This is a genomic window from Comamonas aquatica NBRC 14918, from assembly GCF_000739875.1.
Lineage (GTDB): Bacteria > Pseudomonadota > Gammaproteobacteria > Burkholderiales > Burkholderiaceae_C > Comamonas > Comamonas aquatica.
On sequence record NZ_BBJR01000058.1, the window covers coordinates 1 to 17,793 of the forward strand.

The 17,793-nt window shown below is 63.3% G+C and carries 15 protein-coding genes; 13 read left to right on the plus strand and 2 right to left on the minus strand.

Annotated features, from left to right (window positions below):
* Positions 1-213 precede the first annotated feature (213 nt).
* Positions 214-1,014, minus strand: coding sequence for an enoyl-ACP reductase FabI (fabI, locus tag CA2_RS13600; RefSeq protein ID WP_042418303.1), 801 nt, complete (start codon positions 1,012-1,014; stop codon positions 214-216).
* Positions 1,015-1,111: 97 nt separating this feature from the next.
* Here fabI and CA2_RS13605 point away from each other — a divergent pair, with 97 nt between their 5' ends.
* The 5 genes from CA2_RS13605 (at position 1,112) to CA2_RS13625 (ending at position 7,311) form a co-directional block, all read left to right on the plus strand.
* Positions 1,112-2,959, plus strand: a complete 1,848-nt coding sequence (locus tag CA2_RS13605; RefSeq protein WP_042418306.1) for an extracellular solute-binding protein — start codon at positions 1,112-1,114, stop codon at positions 2,957-2,959.
* Positions 2,960-2,962: 3 nt separating this feature from the next.
* Positions 2,963-3,991: a microcin C ABC transporter permease YejB gene (locus tag CA2_RS13610; RefSeq protein WP_042418308.1), complete on the plus strand. Its 1,029-nt coding sequence runs from the start codon at positions 2,963-2,965 to the stop codon at positions 3,989-3,991.
* Positions 3,992-3,994: 3 nt separating this feature from the next.
* Positions 3,995-5,110: an ABC transporter permease gene (locus CA2_RS13615; protein ID WP_042418311.1), complete on the plus strand. Its 1,116-nt coding sequence runs from the start codon at positions 3,995-3,997 to the stop codon at positions 5,108-5,110.
* A complete protein-coding gene (locus tag CA2_RS13620) occupies positions 5,107-6,726 on the plus strand; it encodes an ABC transporter ATP-binding protein (protein WP_042418314.1) in 1,620 nt (539 codons plus the stop codon). The genes CA2_RS13615 and CA2_RS13620 overlap by 4 nt, the downstream gene beginning before the upstream one ends.
* A gap of 141 nt (positions 6,727-6,867) precedes the next feature.
* Entirely contained in the window at positions 6,868-7,311 is a 444-nt protein-coding gene (locus CA2_RS13625) for an RcnB family protein (RefSeq protein ID WP_042418317.1), read from the plus strand.
* A gap of 220 nt (positions 7,312-7,531) precedes the next feature.
* Here the strand turns inward: CA2_RS13625 and CA2_RS13630 are convergent, their stop codons facing one another.
* Positions 7,532-8,218: a lipocalin family protein gene (locus CA2_RS13630; RefSeq protein WP_081889014.1), complete on the minus strand. Its 687-nt coding sequence runs from the start codon at positions 8,216-8,218 to the stop codon at positions 7,532-7,534.
* Positions 8,219-8,490: 272 nt separating this feature from the next.
* Here CA2_RS13630 and CA2_RS18300 point away from each other — a divergent pair, with 272 nt between their 5' ends.
* From CA2_RS18300 to typA, 8 genes are all read left to right on the plus strand, one after another.
* Positions 8,491-8,658, plus strand: a complete 168-nt coding sequence (locus tag CA2_RS18300; RefSeq protein ID WP_162858917.1) for a hypothetical protein — start codon at positions 8,491-8,493, stop codon at positions 8,656-8,658.
* A 170-nt stretch (positions 8,659-8,828) separates the two neighbouring features.
* On the plus strand, positions 8,829-9,221 hold the full coding sequence (locus CA2_RS13635; RefSeq protein ID WP_042418320.1) for a thioredoxin family protein: 393 nt from the start codon (positions 8,829-8,831) through the stop codon (positions 9,219-9,221).
* Positions 9,222-9,413: 192 nt separating this feature from the next.
* Positions 9,414-9,992, plus strand: coding sequence for a ribosome maturation factor RimP (gene rimP / locus CA2_RS13640; protein WP_042418323.1), 579 nt, complete (start codon positions 9,414-9,416; stop codon positions 9,990-9,992).
* 81 nt (positions 9,993-10,073) lie between these two features.
* The gene (nusA, locus tag CA2_RS13645; RefSeq protein WP_042418326.1) at positions 10,074-11,561 is read left to right on the plus strand and encodes a transcription termination factor NusA; all 1,488 of its coding nucleotides are present in this window, start codon (positions 10,074-10,076) and stop codon (positions 11,559-11,561) included.
* Positions 11,562-11,585: 24 nt separating this feature from the next.
* The gene (gene infB, locus CA2_RS13650) at positions 11,586-14,423 is read left to right on the plus strand and encodes a translation initiation factor IF-2 (RefSeq protein ID WP_042418329.1); all 2,838 of its coding nucleotides are present in this window, start codon (positions 11,586-11,588) and stop codon (positions 14,421-14,423) included.
* 92 nt (positions 14,424-14,515) lie between these two features.
* The gene (gene rbfA / locus CA2_RS13655) at positions 14,516-14,899 is read left to right on the plus strand and encodes a 30S ribosome-binding factor RbfA (protein WP_042418332.1); all 384 of its coding nucleotides are present in this window, start codon (positions 14,516-14,518) and stop codon (positions 14,897-14,899) included.
* 2 nt (positions 14,900-14,901) lie between these two features.
* Positions 14,902-15,867 carry a tRNA pseudouridine(55) synthase TruB gene (gene truB, locus CA2_RS13660; RefSeq protein ID WP_042418334.1) on the plus strand — a complete coding sequence of 322 codons (966 nt, stop codon included), beginning with the start codon at positions 14,902-14,904 and terminating at the stop codon, positions 15,865-15,867.
* Between the two features lie 24 nt (positions 15,868-15,891).
* Entirely contained in the window at positions 15,892-17,718 is a 1,827-nt protein-coding gene (gene typA / locus CA2_RS13665) for a translational GTPase TypA (protein WP_042418337.1), read from the plus strand.
* Positions 17,719-17,793 lie beyond the last annotated feature (75 nt).

Consider the following 17,793-nt stretch of genomic DNA (forward strand, 5'->3'; position numbering starts at 1 on the left):
ATGTTTCATAGGCCAGGGCGCAGGCGGTCGGTTGGGCACAGGGTGCGACGGAGCATCCCCTGCGGGTGTCAGTCAAGCACTGATTTGCAATGCATGAGAATTATTCTCATTATCAAATGTCAATGCAAATTGCCGGTGAATGGGCGGTGCCGGGCATGAAAAAACCCCGCAGGCCTTGCGACCTGCGGGGTGGGGTGTGACGCGCGGGTAGGCTTACACCTGGTCGGCCGACAGACCGGCAGTCTGGCTGAAGCCGCCGTCCACGTAGGTGATCTCGGCGGTCACGCCCGAGGCCAGGTCGGACAGCAGGAAGGCGGCGACATTGCCCACGTCTTCAATCGTGACGTTGCGGCGCAGGGGCGCGGCATCGGCCACGCGGCCCAGCAGCTTGCCGAAGTCCTTGATGCCCGAGGCGGCCAGGGTCTTGATGGGGCCGGCGGAAATGCCGTTGGCGCGGATCGCGCGGCCGTCGGCGGTGCGGCCCACGGCCTCGGCCAGGTAGCGCACGGAGGCTTCCAGGGACGCCTTGGCCAGCCCCATGGTGTTGTAGTTGGGGATGGAGCGCAGGGCACCCAGGTACGACAGGGTCAGCAGCGAGGACTTGTCGTTCAGGTAAGGCAGGGCGGCCTTGGCCATCGCGGGGAAACTGTAGGCGCTGATGTCGTGGGCGATCTTGAAGGACTCGCGGCTCAGGCCGTCCAGGAAGTTGCCGGCAATCGCTTCGCGGGGGGCGAAACCGATGGAGTGCACGAAACCGTCGAACTTGCCCCAGGCGTCGCCCAGGCCCTTGAACATGGCTTCAATCTGTGCGTCATCCGAGACGTCGCAGTCGAAAATCAGCGTGGAATTGAATTCGGCGGCGAATTCGGTGATGCGGTCCTTGAAGCGCTCCCCCACATAGCTGAAGGCCAGTTCGGCGCCTTGCTCGTGGCAGGCCTTGGCGATGCCGTAAGCGATGGAACGGTTGGACAGCACGCCCGTGATCAGCAGCTTCTTGCCGGTCAGAAAACCCATTGTTCTTCTCCTAGAGGAAATTCAGTGAAGGCCACTCCCTGCGTTGGCCTTGTTGAAAAAGCCGGGTGGGAGGGCCGCCGTGGTGCAGAATTGTCGCATGCGCTTTTGGAAGTTCTGTTGCTTGCTCGCAGGAGCCTCTGTGGTTGCCCCGGCTTGGGCCGACCATGCCTATGCCTTGTGGGGCCAGCCGAAGTACCCCCAGGGTTTTGCGCACTTTGACTATGTCAACCCGCAGGCCCCTAAGGGCGGCGAGCTGCGGCTGGTCAGCAACCTGCGCACGTCCACGTTCGATAAGTACAATCCCTTCACCATCAAAGGCAGTGCGCCCGCCTACCTGTCGGACCTGCTGTTCGACACCCTGCTGGCTGGCAGCATGGATGAAACCGCCACCGGCTATGGCCTGTTGGCCGAGGACGTGCAGGTGGCGGCCGATGGCCTGTCGGCCAGCTTCCGCCTGCGCCGCGAGGCGCGCTTTCACAACGGCAAGCCGGTGCTGGCGCAGGATGTGAAGCACAGCTTCGACACCCTGGTGGGGCCGCACACCTCACCGGCCTACAAGACCATGCTGGCCGAGGTGGTGGCCTGCGAGGTGGTGAACGAGCGCACCGTACGCTTTGTCTTCAAGGCCCCCAACCGCGAGCTGCCACTGCGCGTTGGTGGCCTGCCCATCTTCAGCCGCGACTGGGGGGGGGGCAAGCCCTTCAACGAGGTGGTGATGGAGCAGCCGATCGGCAGCGGGCCTTACAGGATCGGCCCCGTGAACTTCGGCAAGGACATCACCTATGTGCGCGATGCCCAATACTGGGCCAGGGATTTGCCGGTGCGCCGCGGCTCGGCCAACTTCGACCGCATCAGCGTCAAGATCTACAAGGACAACACCGCCCGGCTGGAAGCGCTGAAAGCGGGCGAGTTTGACCTGATGCGCTTTTTCAGCGCCGGCGACTGGGCGCGCCGCGTGACGGGGCGCAAATTCAACACCGGCGAGCTGGTCAAGGGCGAGTTCACGCACAAGCAGCCCACGGGGTTCCAGAGCTATGTGCTCAACACCCGCCGCCCGCTGCTGCAGGACGTGCGCGTGCGCGAGGCACTGGGCCTGGCCCTGGACTATGAATGGATGAACCGCCAGATGTTCTACGGCGCCTACCAGCGCGTTAACGGCATCTTTGGCAATACCGTGTGCCAGACCAGTGGCCTGCCAGGCACGCAGGAGCTGGCGCTGATGCAGCCCTTCGGCAAGGACTTGCCGCCTGCTGCGTTCGGCCCCATGACCGTGCCGCCGCGCACCGATGGCGACGGCAGCCTGCGCGCCAACCTGCGCAAAGCCCAGGGCCTGCTGGCTGCTGCCGGCTGGACGGTGCAGGGTGGTGTGCTGCGCAACGGCGAAGGCCAGGCCATGGTGCTGGAGTACATGGACAGCGGCGAGGGCGGGCAGCGCACCGTGGCCCCCTGGCAGCGCAATCTGCAGAAGCTGGGCATCACGCTGCAGTACCGGTCGGTGGACTTTGCGCTGTACCAGCAGCGCCTGCAGAAGTTCGACTTCGACATCACCTCCATCGCCTACCAGGGCACGAACAACCCGGGCCAGGAGTTTGCCGACCTGTTCGGCAGCGCGGCGGCGGACCAGGAGGATTCGGGCAATTTCCCCGGTGTGAAAAGCCCGGCGGTCGATGCCTTCATCCGGGCCATGGTGTCGGCCAAGACACAAGAGCAGCTCCTGCCTGCTTGCCATGCGCTGGAGCGGGCGATTGCCCACGGCCATTACCTGATCCCGCAGTGGTCGGCCAACACGCACCGCATGGCCTACAACGCCTGGCGCCTGGCGCACCCGAGCATCATCCCGCCGTACTCGAATGGCGAAGGCTGGGTGATGGACACCTGGTGGGCGCGCATGCCGCCCTTGAACGCGCAGACCGCCCCGGCGGTGCTGGCGCAGGAGGGCTCCTGAGCCATGCTGGCCTATATCCTCAAACGCATCTTGCTGATGGTCCCGACGCTGCTGGGCGTGCTGTTGCTCACCTTCGTGGTGATCCAGTTTGTGCCCGGCGGGCCGGTCGAGCAGTACCTGGCCGAGGCCAAGGCCGGCCTGGGCGGCAGCGCCGAAGGCGGTGGCATGGCCTACCGTGGCGCGCAGGGGGTGGACCCGCAGCGCATCGAGCAGATCAAGGCCTTGTATGGCTTTGACAAGCCCGCGCACGAACGGTTTGTGCAGATGCTGGGCCAGTTCGCGCGCTTCGACCTGGGCCAGAGCTTCTTCCAGAACAAACCGGTGTGGACGTTGATTGCCGAGAAGCTGCCGGTGTCCATCAGCCTGGGGCTATGGACCTTCTTCATCAGCTACCTGGTGGCCGTGCCCCTGGGCATCGCCAAGGCGGTGCGCGCCGGCTCGCGCTTCGATCTGGTGACCACGCTGCTGATCCTGGTGGGCTATGCCATCCCGGGCTTTGTGCTGGGCGTGGCCTTGCTGGTGATTTTTGGCGGGCAGCTGCAATGGTTCCCGCTGCGCGGGCTGACGTCGGCCAACTGGGACGAGTTGACGCTGCTGGGCAAGGTGGTGGACTACCTGTGGCACATCGCGCTGCCGGTCACGGCCATGGTGGCGGGCAGCTTTGCCGTGACGGCCATGCTGACCAAGAACGCCTTCCTCGAGGAAATCCGCAAGCAGTACGTGCTGACGGCCAGGGCCAAGGGCCTGTCCGAGCGCCAGGTGCTGTGGAAGCATGTGCTGCGCAATGCGCTGATTCCCATCATCACCGGCTTTCCGGCGGCCTTCATCGGGGCCTTCTTCGCCGGCTCGCTGCTGATCGAGACCCTGTTCTCGCTCGACGGGCTGGGTCTGCTCAGTTATGAGAGCGTGATCCGCCGCGACTATCCGGTGGTGCTGGGCTCGCTCTACCTGTTCACCTTGATCGGCCTGGTGACCAAGCTGATCAGCGACCTGTGCTACGTCTGGGTCGATCCCCGTGTGAAATTTGATTGAAATATGGCTCTAGCGCCCACCCAGTCTGCGCAAGCAGCTACTTCTCTGCAAGCGCCAGCATTGCTGCCGGCCGCTCCGGTGTCGCCCAGCCGGCGCGCCTGGCAGCGCTTCAAGCGCAACCCGCTGGGCTTTTACAGCCTGGTGATCTTTGGCGTGCTGCTGCTGCTGAGCCTGTGCGCCGAGCTGGTCAGCAATGACAAGCCGCTGCTGGTGCGCTATGAGGGGCAGACCTATTTTCCCCTGCTCAAGGACTATCCCGAGACGGTGTTCGGCGGCGACTTCGAGACGCCGACCGACTACCTGGACCCCTTCATCCAGCAGCAACTGCGCACCGGCAGCAACTGGGCGCTGTTTCCCCCCAACCGCTATGGCGCGGGCACGATCAACTACTTTGCCGAAGCCCCCAACCCCGCGCCGCCATCGGCCGCCAACTGGCTGGGGACGGACGATCGCGGGCGTGACCTGTTGGCGCAGCTGATCTACGGCTTTCGCGTCAGCGTGCTGTTTGCGCTGGCGCTGACGGCCGTGGGCGTGGTGCTGGGTGTGGTGACCGGGGCCATCCAGGGCTTTTTCGGCGGCAAGACCGACCTGGCCTTCCAGCGCTTCATCGAGATCTGGGGCTCCATGCCCGAGCTGTATCTGCTCATCATCTTCAGCGCCGTGCTGGCGCCCAGCATCAGCCTGCTGCTCATTCTTTTGAGTCTGTTTGGCTGGATGGGGCTGTCGGACTATGTGCGCGCCGAATTCCTGCGCAACCGCCAGCTCGACTACGTCAAGGCCGCGCGCGCCCTGGGCGTGCCCAACGGGCAGATCATCTGGCGCCATATCCTGCCCAACAGTCTGACGCCGGTGGTCACCTTCCTGCCGTTCCGCATGAGCGCGGCCATCCTGGCGTTGACCTCGCTGGACTTCCTGGGCCTGGGCGTGCCACCGGGCACCCCCAGCCTGGGTGAGCTGCTGAGCCAGGGCAAGAACAGCATCGACGCGTGGTGGATCTCGCTGAGCACCTTTGCCGTGCTGGTCACCACCTTGCTGCTGCTGACCTTCATGGGCGATGCGCTGCGTGATGCGCTGGACCCGCGCAAGGCCCAGGTGACGGATGCCAAGGAGGGTGCATGATGGTGCACGCAGTAACATCCCCGTCGCCCTTGTTGTCTGTGCAGGACCTGAAGGTGCGCTTTGGCCACAAACAGGTGGTGCAGGGCGTGAGCTTCGAGGTGCAGGCGGGCGAGAAGCTGGCTCTGGTGGGCGAGTCCGGCTCGGGCAAGACCATCACAGCGCTCAGTTTGCTGCGCCTGGCCGGTGATGCACAGATCAGCGGCCAGGCCTTGCTGAACGGGCGTGACCTGCTCACATTGCCGGAGCGCCAGACGCGCGCCGTGCGGGGCAGCGACGTGGCCATGATCTTCCAGGAGCCGATGACGGCGCTCAACCCGCTGATGCCCGTGGGCGCGCAGGTGGCCGAGGTGCTGCAGCTCAAGCAGGGGCTGAGCCAGGTCCAGGCCTGGGCGCAGTCGGTGGAGCTGCTGGCCACCACCGGCATCCCCGATCCGCAGCGCCGCGCCCAGGCCTATCCGCACCAGCTCAGCGGCGGCCAGCGCCAGCGCGCCATGATCGCCATGGCCCTGGCCTCGCAGCCCAAGCTGCTGCTGGCCGACGAGCCCACCACGGCGCTGGACGTGACGCTGCGCACGCAGATCCTGGAGCTGCTGGGCGACCTGCAGCGCCAGACCGGCATGGCGATCGTGCTGATCACGCACGACCTGCACCTGGTGCGCCGCTTTGCCGACCGCGCCGCCGTCATGGAGCAGGGCATGCTGGTGGAGCAGGGCCCGGTGGCCCAGCTGTTTGAGCAACCGCAGCACCCCTACACCCACAAGCTGCTGCACAGCCAGCCGGTGCGCGAAGTGCAGCCGCCCCATCCGGATGCCAAGCCGGTGGTGCAGGCCACAGGCCTGCGCGTGGCCTACCCGGTGCCGCTGCCCGGCATCCGCGGCTGGTTCCGCAAGGGCGAGTTTGTGGCGGTGCAGGGCGCCGATGTCTGCCTGCGCGAGGGGCAGACCCTGGGCGTGGTGGGCGAATCCGGCTCGGGCAAGTCCACGCTGGCGCAGGCCATCCTGGGTCTGCTGCCCAGCCAGGGGGTGCTGCAGATCACGGGCCACAGCTGGCAGCAGCCGGCCATGCGCAACACCGCGGCCAACCAGGCGCTGCGCCGCCAGGTGCAGGTGGTGTTCCAGGACCCGTTTTCCTCGCTGTCACCACGCATGACGGTGGAAGAGATCGTCGGCGAGGGGCTGCGCGTGCACGCCCCGGACATCAGCGAAGCCGGGCGGCGCGAACAGGTGCTGTCCGTGCTGCTGAGCGTGGGGCTGAGCGAGCAGCAGTTCCCCGGCCTGCTGCAGCGCTATCCGCACGAGTTTTCTGGCGGCCAGCGCCAACGCCTGGCTGTGGCGCGCGCGTTGATCCTGCGGCCCAAGGTGCTGGTGCTGGACGAGCCGACCAGCGCGCTCGACGTGACCATCCAGAAGCAGGTGCTGGGCCTGCTGCAGCGCCTGCAGCGTGAGCTGGGCCTGAGCTATGTGCTCATCACCCACGACATGGACGTGATCCGCGCCATGGCGCACGAGGTGATGGTCATGCACAGCGGCGAGGTGGTCGAGGCCGGTCCGGTCGACGAGGTGCTGCTGCGTCCGCAGCACCCCTACACCCGCCAGCTGGTGCAGGCCACCTTGTAGGCGTGCTCCTGCACGTTGCCAAGCACTTGGCGGAGGCGCCGTGTCGGCGGCGGGCGCCTGGGTTTGTGCCCGCTGACTGGCAGTCGGCGGGCGTGGCATGCCTAGGATGGCGGCATGCATCTTCACAAAGAAAGGCAGCTTATGCAGATCCCGAAAGCAAGCGTGTGGGCCATGGCCCTGGTGATGGGCCTGGGCAGCGTCGCCGCGGTAGCGCAGCCACGCCACGGCCAAGGGCAGGGCCAAGGCCCCGATGGGCCCCAGCAACGCCACGGGCACGGCGGCAAGGGCTCCGGGCCCAAGCACCAGAAGGGGCCGCACATGCAGGCGCAGCCTGCCCACCCCGGCCATCCCCACGGCATGCCGCCCGGGCAGGCCAAGCGCATGGGCGCCGGGCCCAACCACCAATGGGTCAAGGGCAGCCGCGTGCCGGCGCAGTACCGCACCTCGCACTACGTGGTGGCCGACTGGCGCGGGCATGGTCTGCGCCAACCCCCACGCGGCTACCACTGGATGCAGTACGGCGGGGACTACCTTCTGGTGGCCATCGGCTCGGGGGTGATCCTGCAGCTGATCCTGAACAACTGAGCCTCGCCACGGCCATGGCCGTGGCTGGTGTAGTCAATGGCTGGAGGGCTGCGAGCCAGGCCTGTCGTCAGCCATAAAAAAACGGTGCATGGCACCGTTTTTTTATGGTCGGCAGCGTGGAGCGCTTCTAAGTTTCAGAGCATCTGCCGCGCGCCCATCAATGATTTTGCGCAGATAAGTCTCTTAATGCCTGATTCAGCGTGCGCCATGCGCTCATTTTTTAGGAATAGCTACCCGTGGGGTTGACGCCATCCTGGTGCACCCACACCAGTTTTTGCGTATCCACGCCCAGGCGCTCGGCCTGGCGCACCAGGCGGCTTTCCACCCCGTCGGGCAAGGTCGGGGTGCGCGACAGGATCCAGCAATGTTCCGGGCTGGAGCCGATCACCATCGCCCATTGGTAGCTTTCGCCCAGGGCCACGACGTTGTAGCCCCCGTAGAACGGGCCGAAGAACGTCACCTTCAGTGCGGCCACATCGGGTGCAATCGTGGGCCTGGCCTTGCCGTGCGACACCTTCCATTCGCCGCGCCGGGCATCGAAGCCGCGGTTGATGACCTGCACGCTGCCATCCGGGCGGCGGCTGTATTCGGCCTGGGTGCGCTGCAGGCCTTTTTCGAAACTGTGCTCGATGCGGGCCAGCTCGTACCATTTGCCCAGGTAGCGGTCCAGGTCAAACCCCTCGACCGGGTGCACGCCCTCGGGAATGCGGGGATTACGTGCGGCATAGATGGCGCCGCCGGCAAGGGCAGCCAGACCGATCGCGCACCACACGGCGGTGCTGGTCTTGGCGGGCAGGTGGCTGGACAAGGCCTGCTGGCGTTGCTCCAGCACGGTCTTCAAGTGCTGCACGGCATGGTGCAGTGTGTCCGGGTGGTCGGTCTTGCGAGAGCGGTCGAAGAAGGACATGGGCAAAAATCCTGTAGCAAAAGACACAAACGCAGGGCGAGGGCCTTGCGCTGGATGCATTGAGTATTTGTAGCAGAAGGAGGGCCTGGTTGTAGGTCGCGCACGTGAATGTGTGTCCAGGTGGACCAAGGATGTGGCATTCGTGCTTAAAAAATCAGCAAATTCCAGGGTTTGCACCACCGCTGGACAAATTTTTGGGCCTTGCTGCCACGCAACATGGCAGTGTGTGGAAAAATGCAGGGTTTACTCAAACCTCAACTGGAGAGATTGCCATGGGCAACAAGATCGTTACCGAAGCTGATCGCAAGCGCACACCCCGTCCCGTTGCTCCCAACGGCGTGACTCTGCTGGCCCAAGGCCGTGGCCAGCGCCTGAGCCTGGAGCGTGGTTCGCACACGCGCAGCAAGAAGAACCCTGGCAAGCGCGCCCACTCGGGTTGATTGCTGCTGCAGCTCGGGCTGGAATTCGCCCGAGCCTGCCTTCCGAAGCCCCAGGCTCTGCTTGGGGCTTTGTCGTTTGGGGTGTGTGGCCGGGGCCCAGGCGGGGCGGCCGCTACCATGTGCGCTGGTGAATCCAGTAAAACTGCCGGGTGCAGTGGGAGTGAGTCGGTATGAACAGTGACAAGCCGGTCGAGGTGGCACAGTCGGTGGCCGTGCCCAGCGCGCAGGCGTGGAGCGTGGTGTGTTTGTGCGCGGCGTGGTGCGGGGTCTGCCGCCAGTACGAGGTCGAGTTTCGTGCGATGCAGCAACAGCTCCCGCAGGTGCGTTTCGTGTGGCTGGATGTGGAGGATGAGGAGGAGTTGGTTGGTGAGCTCGACGTCGAAACCTTCCCCACACTGTTGATCGCACACCTGGATCGCCCCATGTTTCTGGGGCCGCTGCTGCCGCAAATCAAGGTGCTGGAGCGCTTGCTGGCCTCGCTGCAAGAGGCGCAGGCCGCTTCGCCAGGGCTGCCTGCCGAGGCGGCAGCGCTGTGGCGCCGCATTGCGGCGCAGCTGGCTTGAATCCTCTTAGTATTTGCAACGCTTGACATTGCGAATCAATGCTTTGCGGCTACAATACGGCATTCACGACCAAACGGGCGGGTATTCACCGCCCTTTTTTTTTGGTCGCTTGCATTTGGAGCTCGAAGCCGCCGGCAAGCAATTGCAGGATGGTTATCGGGTTTTTTGTACTTCCGGGATTGAACTGAACACGTGGCACTACAGCAAATTGTTGAACAAACCGTGACGGGTCTGGGCTATGACCTGGTGGAGATCGAGCGGTCCGCAGGCGGGCTGCTGCGCATCACCATCGACCTGCCCTGGCAGGCGCCTGCAGAGGACGTCGAGCCTGTGCCCGAGGCCTTTGTGACCGTGGAAGACTGCGAGAAGGTCACGCGCCAACTGCAATTTGCGCTGGAAGTGGATGGTGTCGACTACAACCGCCTGGAAGTTTCTTCGCCCGGCATTGATCGCCCTTTGCGCCATGAAATGGACTTTGTCCGATTCGTCGGTGCCGAAATCGACATTACCCTGAAGGAAGCCATCGGTGCGGCCGGCGGTGGTGTGGTAAATGCCAATCGCAAGAAGTTCCGGGGCACGCTGGAGCGTGCGGAAGCGGGTGGCTGGCAGATCGTGTGGAGTGACGAGCCCCCACGCAAGCCCGGACAGAAGGTGAGCAAGAAGCGTGAGCCCGCGCCCCTGCAGGCCATGGGTTTCACGCTGGATGAATTGCGCGAGGCGCGCCTGGCCCCCGTGGTGAACTTCAAGGGTCGTGGCGCCAAGCCCGCGTGACAGGCAAGTCAGTTAGCTAACAAGGTGAAGGTGCCTGTCCGGTGCCACCGCTTGAAAGATTGAAATTAGGAGAGTCATCGCATGAACCGCGAACTGTTGATGTTGGTTGAAGCCATTTCGCGCGAGAAGAACGTAGAACGCGATGTGGTGTTTGGCGCAGTGGAGCTGGCCTTGGCGCAAGCGACCAAGAAGCTGTACGAAGGCGAAGTGGACATCCGCGTGGCGATCGACCGCGAAAGCGGTGAATACGACACCTTCCGCCGCTGGGTGGTGGTGCCGGACGATGCCGGCCTGCAAAATCCCGAAGCCGAGGAAATGCTGATGGATGCCGAAGAGCGCGTGCCCGGCATCCAGGTGGGTGAGTTCATCGAAGAACAGATCGAATCGCTGCCCATCGGCCGCATTGGTGCGATGACCGCCAAGCAGGTGATCCTGCAGAAGATCCGCGATGCCGAGCGCGAAATGCTGCTCAATGAATTCATGGCTCGCGGCGAGAAGATTTTCACCGGCACCGTCAAGCGCATGGACAAGGGCGACATCATCGTCGAATCCGGTCGTGTAGAAGGCCGCCTGCGTCGCAGCGAGATGATCCCCAAGGAAAACCTGCGCAACGGCGACCGCGTGCGCGCCATGATCATGGAAGTGGACCTGACCCTGCGTGGCGCACCCATCGTGCTGTCGCGCTCGGCGCCCGAGTTCATGATCGAGCTGTTCCGCAACGAAGTGCCAGAAATCGAGCAAGGTCTATTGGAAATCAAGAGCTGCGCACGTGATCCCGGCAGCCGTGCCAAGATTGCGGTCATTTCGCACGACAAGCGCGTCGACCCCATCGGCACCTGCGTGGGCGTGCGTGGTACCCGCGTGAACGCTGTGACGACCGAACTGGCCGGTGAGCGTGTGGACATCGTGCTGTGGTCGGAAGACCCCGCGCAGTTCGTGATCGGTGCGCTGGCACCCGCGAATGTCTCTTCTATCGTTGTGGATGAAGAGAAGCATGCGATGGATGTGGTGGTGGATGAGGAGAATCTCGCCATCGCTATCGGCCGTGGTGGTCAGAACGTGCGCCTGGCTTCCGAGCTGACCGGCTGGAAGATCAACATCATGGACGCGGCGGAGTCGGCGCAAAAGCACGCGGAAGAAACCGATTCCGCACGCAAGCTGTTCATGGAAAAGCTGGACGTGGACGAAGAGCTGGCTTCCATCCTGGTGGAAGAGGGCTTCAGCAGCCTGGAAGAAGTGGCCTATGTGCCGCTGTCCGAGATGCTGGAAATCGAGGCTTTCGATGAGGAAACCGTGACCGAGTTGCGTGCCCGTGCCAAGGATGCGCTGCTGACCATGGAAATTGCTCAGGAAGAAAGCGTCAGCGAGGTCTCCCAGGACCTGCGTGAGTTGGAGGGTCTGACACCTGAGCTGGTGGCCAAGCTGGCCGCTGGTGGCGTGCAGACACGTGATGATTTGGCCGATTTGGCCATCGATGAACTGACCGAATTGACCGGTCAAACCGCTGACGAGGCCAAGGCCTTGATCATGAAGGCGCGTGAACATTGGTTCACGGACGGTCAGGAATAAGGGTCAGGGAGGATCGAACGGAGTATGTCTTTGAACACTGTTGCAGAGTTCGCCAGCGAACTGAAAAAATCCCCTGAGACCCTGTTGGAACAACTGAAGGCCGCCGGAGTAGCCAAGAGTTCCAGCACTGACGCCTTGACCGATACGGACAAGCAGATGCTGCTGTCGTACCTGAAGGCCAGCCATGGCTCTGATGCCGATGGCAAGAAGAAGATCACGCTGACCAAGAAGTCCACCAGCGAGATCAAGCAGGCCGATGCCACTGGCAAGGCCCGCACCATCCAGGTGGAAGTGCGCAAGAAGCGCACCTTCATCAAGCGCGACGACACCCCCGAGGTGGCTGCCGAAGCAGCCGCCCGCTCTGCACAAGCTGCGCAAGTCACCCAGGACCTGGTTCGCCGGGAAGAGGAAGTGCGCAAGCAGGCAGAGATGATCAATCAACAGGAACAGGAATTGGCCAAAGAACGCCAAGAACGCGAAGAGCGCGAACGCAAGGAACGCGAAGCTGAAGAGCGTGCGCGCGCCTATGCCGAAGCTGAGGCTGCCAAGCAGCGTCAAGCCAAGGAAGCCCAAAAGGAAGCCGCTGCAGGCAACGCAGCGTTTGCAGAAGCCCGTGCCAAGGCGCAAGCCGATGCCCGTGCCAAGGCCGACGAAGAGTCGCGCCAGCGCCAGGCTGAAGAAGCGGCACGTGCCAAGGACCTGGAAGACCGTCGCCGCAAGGCGCTGGCTGAGGCCGAAGCTATCCGCGCCATGATGGCAGCCCCCAAGAAGGTGCTGGTGGCCAAGAAGCCTGAAGAGCCCAAGAAGGCGGCTCCTGTGGCCGATGCCAAGAAGGCCGCGCCGTCCAAGGATGCCAAGCCCGCAGTGGCTGGTGCCGCCAAGGACAAGGATGCGGCTGGTGCAGCGCGCGGCGGCAAGGACAAGGAAGTCAAGTCGTCCAAGCTGTCTTCGAGCTGGAGCAACGATGCGCCCGGCAAGAAGAAGGAAATCAAGACCCGTGGCGACAGCTCCGGTGGTGTGGGTGGCCGCTCCAACTGGCGCGGTGGTCCCAAGGGTCGCCGTGGCGATCGCAACGACCAGCAACAACAGCAACAGCAAGAATTCCGCGCACTGGAAATTTCTGTGCCCGAGACCATCACCGTGGCCGAATTGGCCCACAAGATGGCCGTGAAGGCGTCCGAGCTGATCAAGGTGCTGATGAAGATGGGCCAGATGGTCACCATCAACCAGCCGCTGGACCAGGACACCGCCATGATCGTGGTGGAAGAAATGGGCCACACCGCGAAGATCGCCGCGCTGGATTCTCCGGAAGCCTTCAGCGAAGAGGACACGTCCAAGTACACCGGCGAGTTGCTGCCACGCGCCCCTGTGGTGACCGTGATGGGCCACGTGGACCACGGCAAGACCTCGCTGCTGGACTACATCCGTCGCTCCAAGGTGGCGTCGGGCGAAGCCGGTGGCATCACCCAGCACATCGGTGCCTACCACGTGGAAACACCCCGCGGCATCGTGACCTTCCTGGACACTCCCGGCCACGAGGCGTTCACCGCCATGCGTGCCCGCGGTGCACAGTCCACCGACATCGTGATTCTGGTGTGCGCGGCCGACGACGGCGTGATGCCCCAGACCAAGGAAGCCATCAAGCACGCCAAGGCGGCAGGTGTTCCTATCGTGGTGGCCATCACCAAGGCTGACAAACCCGAAGCCAACCCCGAGCGCGTCAAGCAAGAGCTGGTGGTGGAAGAGGTGCTGCCCGAAGAGTACGGCGGTGATTCGCCCTTCGTGGCCGTGTCGTCGAAGACCGGCATGGGCATCGACGAACTGCTGGAGCAGGTGCTGCTGCAGGCCGAAGTGCTGGAACTGCGCGCCCCGGTGGACGCTTCCGCCAAGGGTCTGGTCATCGAAGCCCAGCTGGACAAGGGCCGCGGCTCCGTGGCCACCGTGCTGGTGCAGTCGGGTACGCTGAATGTCGGCGATGTGGTGCTGGCCGGTCAGACCTATGGCCGCGTGCGCGCCATGCTGGACGAAAACGGCAAGAACACCAAGTCGGCCGGTCCTTCCATCCCCGTGGAAATCCAGGGCCTGTCCGACGTGCCTTTGGCCGGCGACGACTTCATGGTCATGGCCGACGAGCGCCGTGCCCGCGAAATCGCCACCTACCGTGCCGGTAAGTTCCGCAACACCAAGCTGGCCAAGCAGCAAGCCGCCAAGCTGGAGAACATGTTCTCCGACATGACCGCGGGCAACGTACAGACCCTGCCGCTGATCATCAAGGCCGACGTGCAAGGCTCGCAGGAAGCACTGGCGACCTCGCTGCTCAAGCTGTCGACCGACGAAGTCAAGGTGCAGATCGTCTACTCCGGCGTGGGTGGTATTTCCGAATCCGACGTCAACCTGGCGCTGGCTTCCAAGGCCATCATCATCGGCTTCAACGTCCGTGCCGACGCCCAGGCCCGCAAGACGGCCGAAGGCAATGACGTGGATCTGCGCTACTACAACATCATCTACGATGCCGTGGATGAGGTGAAGTCCGCCATGTCCGGCATGCTGGCCCCCGAGAAGCGCGAAGAGATCATCGGTATGGCCGAGATCCGCACCGTGTTCGTGGCCTCCAAGATCGGTACCGTGGCCGGTTCGTACATCACCCAGGGTCACGTCACCCGCAGCGCGCACTTCCGCCTGCTGCGCGACAACGTGGTCATCTACACGGGCGAAATCGAATCGCTGCGCCGTCTGAAGGACGATGTCAAGGAAGTCAAGGAAGGCTTCGAGTGCGGTATCAAGCTGCGCAACTACAACGACATCCGCGAAGGCGACGTGCTGGAAGTGTTCGAAATCAAGGAAATCGCGCGTACGCTGTAAACCATAGCTGCCAGCGCTGATGAATAAAGGGTTTGAAGGTCGAAAGACTTTCAAACCCTTATCTGACTAGCGCTACAAGCTCATAATTTTTAATGGCACCCAAACGTAAATCTGCTGCCCCCAATCGCAGCTTCAAAGTTTCCGACCAGATCCAGCGTGATCTGGCGGAGCTGATCGCGCGCGAGTTGAAGGACCCGCGCGTGGGCATGGTCACCCTGCAAGGCGTGGAAGTCACGCCCGACTATGCGCACGCCAAGGTGTACTTCAGCCTGCTGATCGGTGATCCGGATGAGACGCAGGCTGCGCTCAATCAGGCCGCAGGCTTTCTGCGCAACGGCTTGTTCAAGCGCCTGCACATCCACACCGTGCCCACCTTGCATTTCATCTACGACCGCACGACCGAGCGGGCCGCCGACATGAATGCCTTGATTGCCAAGGCTGTGGCGTCACGCGGACCGGAAGACGAGGTCCAGTAAGCATGACTGCCACTCGCACACGGGTGCAGCGGCGCCCTGTGCACGGGGTGGTGCTGCTCGACAAACCGCTGGGCCTTTCCAGCAACGACGCTTTGCAGAAGGTGAAGTGGTTGTTGCGTGCCGAAAAGGCCGGCCACACTGGAACTTTGGACCCCCTGGCCACCGGCGTGCTGCCGCTGTGCTTCGGGGCGGCCACCAAATTTAGCCAACTGCAGCTGGACGCGCCCAAGACCTATATCGCCATCGCCCGCCTGGGACAGACCACGACCACGGCCGATGCCGAGGGCGAGGTGCTGCGTGAGCGTGCCGTGGACCTGCCCGCCATCACCCCCGAGGTGCTGGCCCAGGTGCGCGCGCGCTTCACCGGACCCATCCAGCAAGTGCCGCCCATGTACAGCGCACTGAAGAAGGATGGCAAGGCGCTGTATGAATATGCGCGCGCCGGCATTGAAATCGAACGCCCTGCACGCGACGTGACCATTCATGCACTGGACATCGTTTTGTGCCAGGATGCCGACGGTCGGGATGCGTTGCAACTGACCGTGACCTGCAGCAAAGGCACATACATTCGTACGCTGGCAGAGGACGTGGGCGAGGCGCTGGGTTGCGGCGCTCACCTGCGTTCGCTGCGTCGTACCGATACGGGCGGCATTGGTGTCGATCGTTGCATCACTTTGGATGCCTTGATCGCCATGCCCGAAGCAGAGCGCATGCACGTGGTGCAGCCGGCAGATTGCCTGCTGCATGCCCACACCCGCATCACGCTCGATGCGCGCGAAAGCGGCCGGTTTCTGACCGGGCTGCGTCGCCGTGGTGATTGGCCCGATGCCGAGGCCGTTGCCATTTACGGAGATGAACCGCGCGCCTTGCTGGGTGTGGGGCACATCACAAGTGGGGAGCTGATACCCGATCGCCTGCTCAGCCCCCTAGAAATTCAACAAATTTTGGAAGGCACGCCGCGCGCATAAGTGCCGTGGCAATTTGGAAACCCTATGAGCAAAGAAATCCGCAACATCGCCATCATTGCGCACGTTGACCATGGCAAGACCACCATGGTGGACCAGCTGCTGCGCCAGTCCGGTACTTTCGCCGAGCACGAAAAAGTCGTGGACACCGTGATGGACAACCACGCCATCGAACGTGAGCGCGGCATCACCATCTTGGCCAAGAACTGTGCCGTGTCCTGGAAGGACACCCACATCAACATCCTCGACACACCCGGCCACGCGGACTTCGGCGGTGAAGTGGAACGTGCCCTGTCCATGGTGGACGGTGTGGTGCTGCTGATCGACGCGCAGGAAGGCCCCATGCCCCAGACGCGCTTCGTGACCAAGAAGGCCCTGGCCCTGGGCCTGCGCCCCATCGTGGTGGTGAACAAGGTGGACAAGCCGGGTGCCAACCCCGACAAGGTGATCAACGCCGCGTTCGACCTGTTCGACAAGCTGGGTGCCACCGACGAGCAGCTGGACTTCCCCGTGGTGTACGCCTCGGGCATCAACGGCTGGTCGTCCAAGGAAGAGGGCGAACCCGGCGCCAAGTGGGGCGAGGACATGTCCGCCCTGTTTGACACTATTCTGGAGCACGTGCCTTCCGTGAAGGGCGACGCTGCGGCACCTCTGCAGCTGCAGATCTCGGCGCTGGACTACTCGACGTTCGTGGGCCGTATCGGCGTGGGCCGCATCACCCAGGGCACGATCAAGCCCGGTCAGCAAGTGACCGTGATGGCGGGCCCTGAAGGCAAGCCCTACACCGGCAAGATCAACCAGGTGCACACCTTCCAGGGTCTGGACCGCGTGCAGGCGTCCGAAGCCGGTCCTTCCGAGATCGTGCTGATCAGCGGTATTGAAAACATCGGTATCGGCGAAACCGTGACCGACACGGCCAATCCCCAGCCTCTGCCGATGCTGAAGATTGACGAACCCACGCTGACCATGAACTTCTGCGTGAACACCTCGCCCCTGGCAGGTCGTGAAGGCAAGTTCGTGACCAGCCGCCAGATCTGGGACCGTCTGCAAAAGGAACTGCGCTCCAACGTGGCTCTGCGCGTCAAGGAAACCGACGAAGACGGTATCTTTGAAGTCTCCGGCCGTGGTGAACTGCACCTGACCATCCTGCTGGAAGAAATGCGCCGCGAAGGCTACGAGCTGGCCGTGTCCAAGCCCCGCGTGGTGATGCAGATGATCAACGGCGAAAAGCACGAGCCCATCGAGCTGGTGACAGCCGACATCGAAGAAGGCCACCAAGGCGGCGTGATGCAAGCCCTGGGCGAGCGCAAGGGCGAGCTGGTGAACATGGAGCCCGATGGACGCGGTCGTGTGCGTCTGGAATACCGCATTCCTGCGCGTGGCCTGATCGGTTTCACCAACGAATTCCTGAACCTGACCCGTGGCTCCGGCCTGATTGCCAACATCTTCGACAGCTACGAACCCCACAAGGGCGACATCGGTGGCCGCAAGAACGGCGTGCTGATTTCCATGGACGACGGTGAAATCTTCACCTACGCCCTGGGCAAGCTGGACGACCGTGGCCGCATGTTCGTCAAGGCCGGCGACCCCGTGTACGAAGGCATGATCATCGGCATCCACAGCCGCGACAACGACCTGGTGGTGAACGCCACGCGTACCAAGCAGCTGACCAACTTCCGTGTGTCCGGCAAGGAAGACGCGATCAAGATCACGCCCCCCATCGACCTGTCGCTGGAATACGGTGTGGAATTCATCGAAGACGACGAGCTGCTGGAAATCACCCCCACCAGCCTGCGCGTGCGCAAGCGCCACCTGAAGGAACACGACCGCAAGCGCGCCAGCCGTGAATCCTGATCTGGGGCCTGAACAGGCCGCAGCACCGTTCCGCTAACGGAACGACACTCCCAACGCCATGCAACCGCATGGCGT